This is a genomic window from Neisseriaceae bacterium CLB008 (assembly GCA_041228285.1).
Lineage (GTDB): Bacteria > Pseudomonadota > Gammaproteobacteria > Burkholderiales > Neisseriaceae > JAGNPU01.
Genome location: CP166133.1, coordinates 2589922 through 2602714 on the forward strand (window position 1 = coordinate 2589922; position 12793 = coordinate 2602714).

General features: G+C 51.1%; 11 protein-coding genes. 3 read left to right on the forward strand and 8 right to left on the reverse strand.

The features are described 5' to 3' along the window. Position 1 precedes the first annotated feature (1 nt). The 5 genes from AB8Q18_12005 to AB8Q18_12025 form a co-directional block, all read right to left on the reverse strand. Positions 2–799, reverse strand: a complete 798-nt coding sequence (locus AB8Q18_12005; GenBank protein XDZ50894.1) for a hemin ABC transporter substrate-binding protein — start codon at positions 797–799, stop codon at positions 2–4. After that, entirely contained in the window at positions 796–1866 is a 1071-nt protein-coding gene (locus AB8Q18_12010; GenBank protein ID XDZ50895.1) for a hemin-degrading factor, read from the reverse strand. The genes AB8Q18_12005 and AB8Q18_12010 overlap by 4 nt, the downstream gene beginning before the upstream one ends. 187 nt (positions 1867–2053) lie before the next feature. After that, positions 2054–4237: a TonB-dependent hemoglobin/transferrin/lactoferrin family receptor gene (locus AB8Q18_12015; protein ID XDZ50896.1), complete on the reverse strand. Its 2184-nt coding sequence runs from the start codon at positions 4235–4237 to the stop codon at positions 2054–2056. A gap of 683 nt (positions 4238–4920) precedes the next feature. Continuing rightward, positions 4921–5142, reverse strand: coding sequence for a VF530 family DNA-binding protein (locus AB8Q18_12020; GenBank protein XDZ50897.1), 222 nt, complete (start codon positions 5140–5142; stop codon positions 4921–4923). 68 nt (positions 5143–5210) lie between these two features. Continuing rightward, positions 5211–5648, reverse strand: coding sequence for a molybdopterin-binding protein (locus tag AB8Q18_12025; GenBank protein ID XDZ50898.1), 438 nt, complete (start codon positions 5646–5648; stop codon positions 5211–5213). Between the two features lie 130 nt (positions 5649–5778). On the opposite strand from AB8Q18_12025, the gene AB8Q18_12030 reads away from it, so the two are divergent. Next, positions 5779–6534: an S-methyl-5'-thioinosine phosphorylase gene (locus AB8Q18_12030; GenBank protein XDZ50899.1), complete on the forward strand. Its 756-nt coding sequence runs from the start codon at positions 5779–5781 to the stop codon at positions 6532–6534. Positions 6535–6585: 51 nt separating this feature from the next. Here the strand turns inward: AB8Q18_12030 and fabG are convergent, their stop codons facing one another. Continuing rightward, the gene (gene fabG / locus AB8Q18_12035; protein ID XDZ50900.1) at positions 6586–7326 is read right to left on the reverse strand and encodes a 3-oxoacyl-ACP reductase FabG; all 741 of its coding nucleotides are present in this window, start codon (positions 7324–7326) and stop codon (positions 6586–6588) included. A gap of 25 nt (positions 7327–7351) precedes the next feature. Continuing rightward, positions 7352–9787: a heavy metal translocating P-type ATPase gene (locus tag AB8Q18_12040; GenBank protein ID XDZ50901.1), complete on the reverse strand. Its 2436-nt coding sequence runs from the start codon at positions 9785–9787 to the stop codon at positions 7352–7354. Between the two features lie 72 nt (positions 9788–9859). On the opposite strand from AB8Q18_12040, the gene AB8Q18_12045 reads away from it, so the two are divergent. Next, positions 9860–10816, forward strand: coding sequence for an NAD(P)H-quinone oxidoreductase (locus AB8Q18_12045; protein ID XDZ50902.1), 957 nt, complete (start codon positions 9860–9862; stop codon positions 10814–10816). Positions 10817–10919: 103 nt separating this feature from the next. Then, positions 10920–11630 carry a tellurite resistance TerB family protein gene (locus AB8Q18_12050; GenBank protein ID XDZ50903.1) on the forward strand — a complete coding sequence of 237 codons (711 nt, stop codon included), beginning with the start codon at positions 10920–10922 and terminating at the stop codon, positions 11628–11630. A 68-nt stretch (positions 11631–11698) separates the two neighbouring features. Here AB8Q18_12050 and AB8Q18_12055 read toward each other — a convergent pair whose 3' ends face one another. Continuing rightward, positions 11699–12586, reverse strand: a complete 888-nt coding sequence (locus tag AB8Q18_12055; GenBank protein XDZ50904.1) for a LysR substrate-binding domain-containing protein — start codon at positions 12584–12586, stop codon at positions 11699–11701. Positions 12587–12793 lie beyond the last annotated feature (207 nt).

Sequence of the window (12793 nt, forward strand, 5' to 3'; positions counted from 1 at the left end):
CTTAACGTCCTAACGCATGTAGTTGATCAACGACTTTAGGGCTATCTAAACCAAGGCGTAAAAAGTCTTTTGCCGCCCAAGCCTGAACCTTATTGTTTTTCACTGCGGGGCTGCTTTTTAATTCTGGCTGCTGTTTGTAAGCCGCCAAGCTGCCACCGACTACCGATAGGTTATGATCCGCAATAATCACCACGTCTGGATTCGCCTGCAACCAGCCTTCGCGCGACAAAGGCTTCACGCCATTGATGTTGGCCGCCGCGTTCACGCCACCGGCCAAACGAATCAACAAATCACCCACCGTACCTTTACCCGCGACCATACGGCCATCGTAGCTAAGGATATAACGCTTTTTATTGGCCGGGCGCTGCTTCATGCCTTGACGCCATTTTTGAGCCAGGGCATTCGCCTGAGCAGGCTTACCCAAAAGCTGACCTAATTTTTCAATACCGGGGGCGAAGTCGCTACCGGCTTCATCAGCCGCTACGTTCACGCTTTTGATGCCCAATTTATTCAACTGATTATAAATAGTCGTGGGCTGAGCCATCCAACTACCCACTACCAAATCGGGATTTTGAGCCAAAATCGGTTCAGGCGACAGCGTCCGATACACGCCTATGCTTTTAGCCTTGGCAAGGCTTTGATGGTGTTTGCTCTGGTCATCTTTACCCACCACATTGGCCTGAGCCCCAATCGCCACCACAATATCGGCCACGTCTGGGGTTAGCACCACCACCCGTTGCGCGAAGGCAACGGAGGTGATGAGGCATAAAGACAATAATAGTCCTGCCTTTTTAATCATAACAAGGCTTCCTCTGGAATCGCCTGGCCAGTCACCTCAGTGACGATGTCGCGCCAAGCGCTCAATTCTTGTTCACCTTCCAAACGCTGACCAAACAGGGTCAACACAATGTCACCATTGGCATCAAAAGCCTCGAGGCAAGTCACCAAACCATCTTTGGTTGGGCGACACACCATCCATACTTCGGTAATGCCTTCGTCTTTAAGGTGCAGCACAAAGCCATTCTCTTTGCTGTCAAAAATATTCAACCAGCCGCTCATGCGCTTTAAGTTATGCACTACGCCAGTTTCAATCTGCACCACGCCACGGTTACCCACGAAAGTCATGATGGGCGTGCCCTTGGCCACGGCCGCAGTATAGGCTGCCTCAATCGCGGCATTGCCTTCCATACGATAGGCAAAGCCAGCCGGCGCAATTTTAAAGGCATCGGTACGGCTTAATCCGTATTCACCGATGAGTACATTAAATTGATGCACGTCTTTCATGCCCAACCAACGTTGATGAAAGGCCACCAATTCATCGCTATTTAAATCGCGCGGGGCTTTTTCTTCCCGTTGAAAGCCGGTTTTAAATTCAGCCACGTCTGTGGTTTTGAATTCATCAATAATGCCCTGCCATACCGGTAAATAGGCTTCATCCTGCAAATACACTTTTTGCAAAGCCAAACCGTATTCATCGTAAAACTGAATCGAACGTAAGGTTTTACCGCCATGCCCCACGCTTTCGAACGCAAAAGCATGCTGCCAACGCTTCATGAATAAGCGCAAATCAATACCGCCCACGTTGACGGCAAGGCCGAACATAGGTGAAATGTTTAGGTTTTCGTATAGGCCCACTTTTTCATGTACGGCAAAATCATTGCGCACGGTACATTGCACGGGGCCAACGGTGGCCAGTTTAGGCAAAATCGCACGGATGTCGGTGCCCAAATACACCACGCCAGGTGCATGTGCCAACAAGGCGCCCTCACCAATATTCAACTGCTCTGCGCCTTCACGCTGACGCAGGCCAGGTTGTGCCTCTTTAAGGGCTAAAAAGGCATCCCAGTGATTGATTGCTTGATTCATGTGTTTACTCTCCGTGGCAGTCCTATAAAATAGGCAGCCGTTTATACAATACGACATTAACGATAATTAGTCGCATTATTGTTATCATTCCTGTTTACGTCAAGGCTTTTCCCGATTTTTGTGTCACACAAAGCCAAAAGCCCTTGGTTTTATTGCGTTACGCGCAACAACCCCAAGGGCAAGATAATTAGAACTTGATTTGTAGTGAGGCGGCTACGTTACGGCCCACCTGACTGTTAAAGTCTAAATAAGACACATCACTTAAAGCATAGTTACGAATGTCTAAGTATTCCCAGTATTTCTTATCCCCCAGGTTATACACCCCCACGTTGAGCTTGGCATGCTTATTGATGTTCCAATACCCTGTCAAATCAACAATGCCATAACCTGGTGCCTGAACGTATTTACTCTTATTAGATACCCGCTTATGTTTCGCCGACAATGTCCAATCTAAGTTGGCACCCCATTGTGCTGTATCGTAACCCACGCCCAATATCAATTTAGGCGGCGCTACGGTCTCTAATGGCGTATCAGCACTCTTATTAGAGCCACGCATCCAAGATGCTGCACCGTTTAGTTGCCAATTCTGAGCCACTCGATACGCACCGCTGGCCTCAATACCATACGTGGTTACCTTACCAATATTGGCATAACGTGATGTATTGTAAGACTGTCCATCAACAATCTGTTTACCCAAATCTTCCACGCCAATAAAATCACGATAGCGGTTATAGAACGTGGTTATCTTTCCTTCAAAATCACTGCTCTTATGGCGCAGGCCCAACTCAATACTTTGTGATTTCTCAGACTTTAGATTCGGGTTAGGCAAAATCTGATACGACATAATCCCCATTTTATTCGCCATAGACATCATTGAACTGTCAAACGGGGGAGCCCTAAAACCGGTTGAATAGGTCACAAAACCAGTATCTGTTGGGCTTAAAGGCACACTCAAGCTAATGCTCGGCGACACAGCACTATCTGAAAAACGCTCAGGCATGACGTTAGGTGTACTGGCCAGATAGGCTTCATCCATATACGGCGTGATGCGCTCGTATGTGTAGCGTAAAGCCGGCGTTAAACGGATGCCCCCATCAAAGGTGATGGCATCTTGCACATACACACCAATGGTTTTACGTTTGGTATCGGGAAAGGTCTTTTTATTACTGGTCAATACCGCATCCGAACCTGGTCGGGTAGTATATTTCTTAGTCAAACGATCCGTTTCATTTTGCTTCAACTCGATGCCCGCAGTGACGGCATGTGTGATATTGCCTTGCTGGAAACGTGCTTTACCTTGAGCATGCAAAGTATCGATGGTCTGATTAAAATCATAATCAGAAAACACCATACGCTCAGCCACTTGACCACCAAAATACTCTTTAGCGGTATCTTTACCCTTCAATTTCTGACGAGATAAACCCACTTCAATTTCATCAAAAAATTGATCTAACGGTTGGTAAGTATAGGTTAACCCTAAGCGCTGACGACGTACTTCGTCTTCTGCCGTATTGGCAATTTTACCGGATACCATGTCAGTATTAATATCATAGTTCAAAATATCGGTATCGGTTGTACGCTTAAACCATTCTGCAGAAGCCTCTAACTTATGTGCGCCTTCAGCCAGTACGCCTTTAGCCAATATATTATGGCCACTGACGTCTTGTGGATTCGGTTTGGTGCGTAAAATCGAATGACTGTCATTGCTGCCGCGGTTTTTAAATTCATCGGCCTTGCGCTTAGTCATCATCAGTAAACCCGACGCAATACCTTGCTGGCCTGCCGCCGTCAACGTCGTTGCATGACCTTTATTAGCGCTGCTATAGCTTTGTTTTAAACCCAAATACCAAGGCTTATCTTCATCCACAAAATCCGCTGGCCGATAGGTTGCAAAGTTGATGGCGCCCCCTAAAGCATCACTGCCATACAGCGATGAATAAGGACCTTTCACAATGTCCATTTGGCGTAATGTATCAAACTCGACCATGTCTCGACCTGAAATAGCACCACTGGTACCACCGCCAGTATAAGCTTCAGGGAGCCGCACACCATCAATCATCATTAAAATTCGGTTACCATCAATGCCGCGAATATTGTAGCTCGCATTACCTTGTCGTTTGGCATCCCTATTTACTTCCACTCCAGGTTCGTAGCGTACCGCATTGCGAATGTCGGTAGCCCCCGCCTTATCCAAGCCCTTACGATTGATGACGCTGACGTTGGCCGCCGTTTTATCAATACTTTGTTCGGTACGGTCTGCGATCACCACCACGTCGTCTAATTTGGCTTCCGCTGTTGCGGCGGCCCATACGGCTGGCATCGCGCTGCTGCACAACATGCCGACCAAAATACTGATTTGCTTTTGCTTCATCACTCTGTCTCTGTGTTAGGTTATTCGATATTTATTAAATGAAAATCACTCGCATTATCGTTATCATCCTTGATTTAAGTCAATGATTATTTGAGCTTTAGCCTTTAATGCCTTATTTTTATTGAAAAAATAAAAAATAATGCGGTATAGCCTGATTTTTAGCCTCGTAACCACACAAAAAAGCCGAACGTTGATCAACGTTCGGCTTTTTTATTAAGTAATTATTTATAATTAGGCTGTGCTTAATCCCGCTCATGCGGCCTGATAGAGAAAGGAAATAAGACCCTCATGAACTTTGTGCTTACGGATACGCAACTCATGCAATAGATGAGCAGGCTGGCCTTGATCTATCCTACTTCAAGGTAGATCGAGCATAAACTATAACCCATGGTTTGTTGGCGCTAAGTCGCGTAGGGTGGGTAAAGCGTAGCCTACCCACCGCTCTTAACGTATTTATATTCATTTGCTACATTTAAACCCCGCGTGGGTCACGACCCACCCTACGCTTAAGGGCCTACGCTGTAGACGTAAAAAAGCATAGAGAACGATACGATAAATCATGCTTTGGCACCAAACCAAACCTAAGCTTCTTCTTATTAGTAAAACTTAATAATAAAACGCTTAAAAACCACGCAAAAACGGCACGCTGAACCAGCGTGCCGTTTTTATGTTACATGCGTCAACTAGCGTGCCGCATCGCGTAAATATAAAGCCTCAACCTGAGCGCGCGCCCACGGCGTGCGGCGCAAAAATTTCAGGCTAGACTTAACGCTGGGCTCATTTTTAAAACAGTTGATGTTAATCAGCTCGGCCAAACCTTCCCAGCCGTATAGCTGGTGCAGCTCAACCAGCATCGCCTCTAGGGTAATGCCGTGTAAGGGGTCTTTAGATAAACTATGGGTCATCTTTTAAATCATTCATTCACAGTAATGAGCGTATTATCGCACACTATTCGCCAAGCAATGGCCGCGCCCTACTGGCTCTTTTTCTTAACCGCCAAAATCACATGAGACGCCTTAAACATCGCCGTCACCAAGCCGCCTAGCTGAATGTTCAAGCGATCAATGCTGTCATTAGTCACAATGGCCGCCATGCTCAAGCCTGCACTCACGTCAATAAACACCTCAGCATTTACCGCGCCTTTAATCACGCCGGCAACCTTACCGGTGAACTGATTGCGGGTGGAATATACATATTCATCATCAGGCGAACACAGCACCACCCATGGCGCTTTAACCAAGGCGACGGCAGCCTTACCTACGCTCAGGCCCATCGCAGCCGTGCTTTCTTGCGTCACCATCGCGGTCACCGTTTGCTCATCGCTCAAGGACAGCACGACTTCGTCGTGGGTGGCACCCACTTTAATGGTCTTAATCACTCCGTGAAACTGATTTCGTGCAGACGTTTTCATCTCTATCCTTCAAGCGTTAAATAAACCCTATTATAAGCAATGACGTTAAATCACCCAAGTCAATGAGCATGACAATCATCATAAACCTGCTAGAATGGGCAATCAACTTATCTTCTTAGGAGTGTTGCGTATGTTTGCAGTCATCGGCGGCAGCGGTTTAACCCGTCTACCGGAACTCACTATTACCCACCGTCAAATCATTCGCACCCCTTATGGTGATCCGAGCTGCCCCATGGTGTTTGGCCACTTAGGTGATCGTGAAATTGTCTTTTTGGCCCGTCACGGCAGCAGCCACAACATCGCACCGCATGAAATCAACTATCGCGCCAATATTTGGGCGCTGAAAGAAATCGGCGCCACCAGCATCATTTCCGTCGGCGCCGTCACCAGTACCGATGCCAACATGCCGCCTGGCAGCTTAATCCTGCCCAACGACATCATCGACTATACCTATGGCCGAGCCCACACCTACCATCAAGGCATGGGCAACCACGTCAGCCACGTCGACTTCAGCGAGCCTTACGATAAAGCCTTACGTCGCTTGATTTTAGCCACCGCGACGGCGGCTAAAACGCCCATCCAAACCGAAGCCGTCTACGGCTGCATGCAGGGTCCACGCCTGCCAACCAAGGCTGAAGTCAAAAAACTAGCGCAAGACGGGGCTCAATTATTGGGCATGACCGGCATGCCCGAGGCCGTTCTTGCACGCGAGCTGGGCTTGCCTTACGTCCACCTGTGTGGCGTAGTGGGCTGGGCCGCTGGCCGTCACCCCACAACCCAAGAGCAGGTGAAAAGCCCTGAACAGCAGGAGCAAGAGGTGATCTTAAAAATTCGCCAGCTGCTGCAACAGCTGGTACCGCCCAGTCCCGCCACTTCTGCGGTTTAAACAACAAAGCCACCTCAAGGGTGGCTTTTTAACGTCAAAGAGGCCTACTGGCTAGATGGTCAAACCACCGGTGACTTCTAAAGCCGCGCCATTGATGTAACTGGCGTCATCGCTGGCCAAGAAGGCGTACACTTTGGCAATCTCTTCTGGCTGCGCCAAACGCTTCATCGGCACGGCAGAAGCCATTTTGGCCATCACTTCTTCAGGCATGTCTTTCAAGATGCTGGTTTCAACAAAACCAGGGCAGACAGCGTTCGAGCGAATGCCTTTACGACCCAGCTCTTTAGCCCAGGTTTTGGTCATACCAATGACGCCAAACTTACTGGCGGCATAGTTGGTTTGGCCAAAATTACCGTACACGCCCACCACCGAACTAGCATTTAAAATCACGCCGCTGGCCTGGGCCAAAAACACATCGATCCAAGCGCGAGTCACATTATAAGTCCCTTTTAGATTCACATCGATCACGCGATCAAATTGATCTTCCGTCATTTTCGACAACTGGGCGTCCATCACGATGCCGGCGTTATTCACCAACACGTCTAGGCGACCAAACTGAGCCAGCACCTGCTCCCGTACCGCGGCGATTTGATTGGTGTCGGTAACGTCCATCACCATCCCAACAGCCTTGCCGCTCAAGCCTTGACAGGTCAAAACCGCCACGTCGATGGCGTCTTGGTTCATGTCGCACACGATGACTTGCGCGCCTTCTTTAGCAAACTGCTGCACCGTTGCCAGGCCAATGCCTGCGGCGCCACCGGTCACCATCACTACTTTTTGTTCGAATCTCATGTTCTCTTCCTTTGTTGTGAAAATATTATGGCTGTTTGCGCAACAGACGCAGCGCATTACCCAACACCAGCAATGAACTACAGGCCATGCCAAAAGCCGCAATCCACGGCGTGACCACACCCATAATGGCCAAAGGCATGGCCACTAGGTTATACATCATCGCCCAAATTAAATTTTCTCGAATGATCAAACGGGTTTTTTTCGCCACCTGATGCGCCGATGCCACCAGTGCCAAATCATTGTTCACCAACACCATGTCGCCTCCCTCTTGCGCCACATCGGCGCCGCTGCCCATGGCGATCGACACATTGGCCTTAGCCAAAACCGGTGCATCGTTGATGCCATCACCCACCATTAACACCGACTTACCCGCTGCCTGTAAGGCATCAACATAGGCCAGTTTATCCTCGGGCGTGGCTTCTGCCGTATGGTCATCCAAACCCATGGTGGTGGCCAATTTTTGTACCGCACTCTGATGGTCGCCGCTTAACACGTGCACCCTCAGCCCCTGTCGTTGTAAATCGGTGACGGCGGCTTGAGCGCTGTCTTTGATGACATCATCTAAGGCAAACGCAGCCTGAAAACCTGTCGCATTACCTAGGGCCACGATGGTCGCTTCCGGCGCCCAAGCAGCTAAAGCAGCAGGTACGGCACCGGCGCTTTGGGCTACGTAGCTGACACGACCAATACGCCACGCCTCGCCGTCCACTAAGGCCGTCAAGCCTTGGCCAGCGGTATTAACCAGCTGCGTCACCAACGGCAACGCCAAGCCTTCTGGCGCCACAAAAGCACGTGCAATCGGGTGCTCAGACTGCTGTTCCAAGGCCGCCGCAATCAGTAGGGCCTGCTCTGCACTGAGGCTACCCAATGGCAAAACTTCACGCACGCTCATCTGGCCATGCGTCAGAGTGCCTGTTTTATCAAACACCACGTCGGTGACTTGGGCCATGGTCTCCAAAGCGTGCGAACGACTCACCAGCAGCCCTTGAGAGGCCAAATTACCCGTCGCCGCGGCCAAGGCCGCCGGCGTCGCCAGCGACAGCGCACAGGGGCAGCTGATCACCAGCAACGACACCGTCACCCACAGCGCCCGCTCAGCATCAACATAATAGGTCCAACCTAAGAAGGTCAGCACCGACACCAATAGCAGCAAGGCCACAAACCAAGTGGCATAGCGATCGGCCAGCTCGGCCAGGCGCGGCTTTTGACCCAAGGCCTGATCCAGCAGCCGCACAATCGCCGCCAAACGCGTCTGATCGCCCGTTTTTTCGGTTTCAATGATTAAGGGGCTATGGAGATTTAACGTCCCTGCCGTCACGTGGCTGGCCACAGCCTTATCCACAGGGCGGCTTTCACCGGTCAACATGGCCTCATTGACCTGGCCCTCACCTTCACGCACCACCCCATCGACGGGTATCACTTCACCGGCCTTCACCAGCAACACATCACCGACCACGGCCTTCGCCACCAAGCCTTCAGTCACGTCTTGGCTGTGTGGATAATCAACCAAACGGTGGCAAAAAGCCGGCACCAGCTTGATCAATCGCTCGGTGGCATCGCCAGCCTTACGCCGGGCGATCTGCTCTAAATAACGCCCACCCAGCAGCAAGAACACAAACATCGAGATGGAATCAAAATAAATCCCGTGTTCGACCTTGGTCACCAGCGCATAAAAACTGGCTAGAAATGACAGCAACACGGCAATCGCCACCGGCGTGTCCATGCCCACCCGCTTGTTTTTTAGGTCTCGCAAGGCGCCGTGATAAAACGGCGTGGCCGAATACAACACCACAGGCAGGGTTAAAATCAGGCTGGTCCAGTGCAATAGCCATAAAAACGTCGGTTCAATCTCCCCCGTTTTGGAAATATAGACCGGCACGGCATACATCATCACCTGCATCATCGACAGCCCCGCCACCCATAACCGCGTCAAAGCCTGTTTACGGCTTTTCTTGGCCTGCTCTTCAAAGCGCATGGCGTCATAGGGATGGGCGGTGTAACCCGTGCTTTGCACCCGCAGTAAAATATCCGACAGCTTCACCTGCGCCTCATCCCACAAGACGCGGGCGCGATGGGTGGTGAAATTCAGCTCCACGTTGATGACGCCTGGTAAGCGCAGCAGCTGTTGCTCGATCAACCACACGCAGGCAGCGCAGGTAATGCCTTCGAGCATCAACAGCGCCTCGCGCCGATCGCCTTCTTTCACCGACACAAAGCTAGACTGAACCTCGGCTAAGTCATATAGTCTGAGTTGGGCCAACACGTCCTCTGGCGGCAAGGCGGCCTTTTGGGCCTCTTGCGTGCGCTGGGTGTAATACGCGCCTAGCCCCGCATCAATGATGCTTTGGGCCACGGCCTGACAGCCCGCACAGCAGGCTGGATGAGACTCATCGTCAATGTGAATCGGCAAATCCAATGAGGCGGGCACGTCTAACCCGCAGTGAAAGCATGTTTTTTCCATGCGCCTAATTGTACGCTGTTTTGCCTATTTTCGCTCATCAATGAAATACGAATGGATCAGAAAGGACACCTCATGCAAGCATGGTTGATACACCAGCAAGAATTAGTTTTAGGCGAAGCCGAAACCCCTCAAGCACAGGCACGTGAACTCTTGGTTCGGGTTCATGCCTTCGGCCTGAACCGAGCCGATCTGGCCCAAAAAGAAGGCCGCTACCCGCCCCCACCTGGCGCCAGCCCTATTCTTGGGCTAGAAATGGCGGGCGAAGTCGTACACGCACCTGACAACAGCCGTTTTAACGTTGGCGATGCCGTCTTTGGCCTCGTCGCCGGCGGAGCCTATGCCGAATATGCAGTGTTGAATGAAGACATGGCCATGGCCGTACCCGAAGGCTTCAGCATGGCTCAAGCAGCCGCCGTACCAGAAGCATGGCTCACTGTTTTACTGAACCTCAAACACCTAGGCCGAATTCAAGCAGGCCAAAACGTGCTCATTCATGCCGGCGCCAGCGGCGTGGGCAGCACCGCCATTCAATACGCCAAACACTGTGGCGCCTATGTTTTGGCCACGACCCGATCGCCACACAAGCTGGCTTATCTCAGCGCCCAAGGCGCCGATGAAGCTTGGCTGGCCGATGATTGGTTACAACAATTAGACGCCATTCAAGCCAACGGCGGCGTCGACTTCATCCTCGATCCTGTGGGCGCGCCCTACTTTGCCGCCAACCAAAAGCTGCTCAACCTTGACGGCAAAATGGTGTTCATCGGCATCATGGGCGGTCACAAAACCGATTTAAATCTTGGTCTCGTGCTGATGAAGCGCCAGCAGATTATCGGCTCGACGCTGCGCAGTCAGCCATTGGCATTAAAGCAACAGCTGACACAAGACTTAAAAGCCCTCCTGCCCGCCATCATAAACGGCCAGCTCACCACCTCTATTGACCACATCTACCCTTGGTCGGAAACGCCTAAAGCCTTGGCTGATTTAGAAAAAAACCGCAACAGCGGTAAATTAATCGTAACGCTTGCCTAAAACAGTTTATATTATGATAAGTAGGCAGATGCGTGAGTGTATGAATCTGCCTGTTGCAGGACTTTTAGCCACCATTCTCGGGCCAGGCCCACAGGAGCGCATCATGATAGATGGAAAAGGACTCTTCGATCAGCTGTTAAAAGCCGCCGGCAACATGACCCAAACGCCGGCCTCAAGCGCTACAGAAAACGCCAATACAGGCGCGACTGGCAGTGGTTTAGATCCACTGTTACAGGGCTTACTTGGCGGCATCGGTGGCGGCATGCTGGGTAGCCTCCTATCGGGTAAAAGTAATGGTTTAGCCAAATTAGGCGGCGGCGCTGCTTTAGCCACACTGGCCTACCGTGCCTACCAAAACTATGCCGCCAACACGGGCAAATCAGGCAACCTAATGGATTCGGTCAAGGGCTTATTGAACGGCTTTAGCCAACCCGAACAGTTCACCCAAAACGACCAAGACGGCGCGCGCAGCCAAGCCATGCTGTTGGCCGTCGTCAACGCGGCCAAAGCCGATGGCGTCCTAGATGAAGCAGAGCGCACAGCCATTCAGGCCCAGGTCAAACAGCACACCAATGACCCCAATGCTTTAGCCTGGGTTGAGCAAGCGCTGCAAGCGCCGCTTAATATCTCTGAGTTAGCGGCCTTGGCCAACAGCCCACAAATGGCCACCGAAATTTACGTGACCAGTCTAGCGGCCTGCGCCCACGGCGGCACAAACCCAGCAGAACAAGCCTATTTAGCCCAGCTACAGCAGGCCTTAGGCATTGATGACCAGCTCAAACAGGCCATTGAACAAACGCTTAAAGCCGCCTAAGGTGAACCCAAAAAAAACCTGTCCACTACGGACAGGTTTTTTAACGCCTCTACTCGACACGATCAGCCTTAAGTTACGCCCGCCTCATCCTGTAGCCAAGCCAAAAACTGCGCCACTTCTGGGCGTTTAGCCGTCTCGTGCAGCATCACTGCATAATAAGCAAAGCGAGCCGGCCATGGCCGCTCAATGGCCATCACTAAACGCCCCGTCTCTAGCGACTCTTGTGCATATACGTCCTGCACCAAGGCCAAGCCCTGGCCCGCTTCTGCCGCTTTTAAGAGTAAAAAATCATCTTCAAAGCTGGTACCGCGCTCGGCGCGCTCATCTTTGCTGACGCCATGTGCCTGCAGCCAAAGCCGCCAATCGGCCCGATCGGCATCCTGTAATAGCGGATAGGCCAAGCAATCTGCCGGCACATTGATGGGTGGATAGCGCAGCAAGAGCTGAGGGCTCAATACGGGCACCATCTCGGGCGCTAATAGGCGCACGCTTTTCAGGCCTGGATAAACGCCTAAGCCATGGCGTAAGGCAATGTCTACCTGCTGGCGCTTGAGATCCACTAGCTTGGGGGTGGCCTCCACCCTCACTTCCACATCAGGGTATTGTTCGTGAAACCGATTCAAGCGCGGCACCAGCCAAGAGGCCGCAAAAGACGGCACCGTACTAAGGGTTAAGGTTGGCCGCGCCTTGGTGGCCGCCAATAGCTCAGTGACGCTGTTGATTTGATCAAACGCCTGGCTCAACACTGGGTAAATCTGTTGGCCCGATGGCGTCAACACCATACCGTCGCGCGTACGCACAAACAGGCTGACCCCTAAATGGGCCTCAAGCTGGCGCAGCTGCTGACTGACCGCACCCGAAGTCACGTGTAAAACCTGCGCGGCAGCTTTAATGCTGCCGTGGCGGCTAATGGCTACAAAGGTACGCAGCGGTAAAAGAGGTAAGGGTGCGCTCATCACATTAGTTTTTCTAAATCAAAAATGATCATCTTTGGGCTTAACGTTCAGACATACAAGGCCGAAAAACAAAATATTATTTATAATCAAAAAATTAAAAAAAAAGGCCAACAAAAATACAGCTACCAAGGCCCAAATCATACTTTAGTTAAACCATATTGAACAATACCATTGTGAACAGCGCTCAGCCACAAAAAAACCCACGCT

Excerpts from the sequence above, each read along its gene's own strand:
- AB8Q18_12050 (XDZ50903.1), top strand. The coding sequence starts at position 10,920 with ATGATAGATGGAAAAGGACTCTTCGATCAGCTGTTAAAAGCCGCCGGC.
- AB8Q18_12010 (XDZ50895.1), bottom strand. The coding sequence starts at position 1,866 with ATGAATCAAGCAATCAATCACTGGGATGCCTTTTTAGCCCTTAAAGAG.
- AB8Q18_12015 (XDZ50896.1), bottom strand. The coding sequence starts at position 4,237 with ATGAAGCAAAAGCAAATCAGTATTTTGGTCGGCATGTTGTGCAGCAGC.
- AB8Q18_12030 (XDZ50899.1), top strand. The coding sequence starts at position 5,779 with ATGTTTGCAGTCATCGGCGGCAGCGGTTTAACCCGTCTACCGGAACTC.
- AB8Q18_12025 (XDZ50898.1), bottom strand. The coding sequence starts at position 5,648 with ATGAAAACGTCTGCACGAAATCAGTTTCACGGAGTGATTAAGACCATT.
- AB8Q18_12040 (XDZ50901.1), bottom strand. The coding sequence starts at position 9,787 with ATGGAAAAAACATGCTTTCACTGCGGGTTAGACGTGCCCGCCTCATTG.
- AB8Q18_12055 (XDZ50904.1), bottom strand. The coding sequence starts at position 12,586 with ATGAGCGCACCCTTACCTCTTTTACCGCTGCGTACCTTTGTAGCCATT.
- AB8Q18_12005 (XDZ50894.1), bottom strand. The coding sequence starts at position 799 with ATGATTAAAAAGGCAGGACTATTATTGTCTTTATGCCTCATCACCTCC.
- fabG (XDZ50900.1), bottom strand. The coding sequence starts at position 7,326 with ATGAGATTCGAACAAAAAGTAGTGATGGTGACCGGTGGCGCCGCAGGC.
- AB8Q18_12020 (XDZ50897.1), bottom strand. The coding sequence starts at position 5,142 with ATGACCCATAGTTTATCTAAAGACCCCTTACACGGCATTACCCTAGAG.
- AB8Q18_12045 (XDZ50902.1), top strand. The coding sequence starts at position 9,860 with ATGCAAGCATGGTTGATACACCAGCAAGAATTAGTTTTAGGCGAAGCC.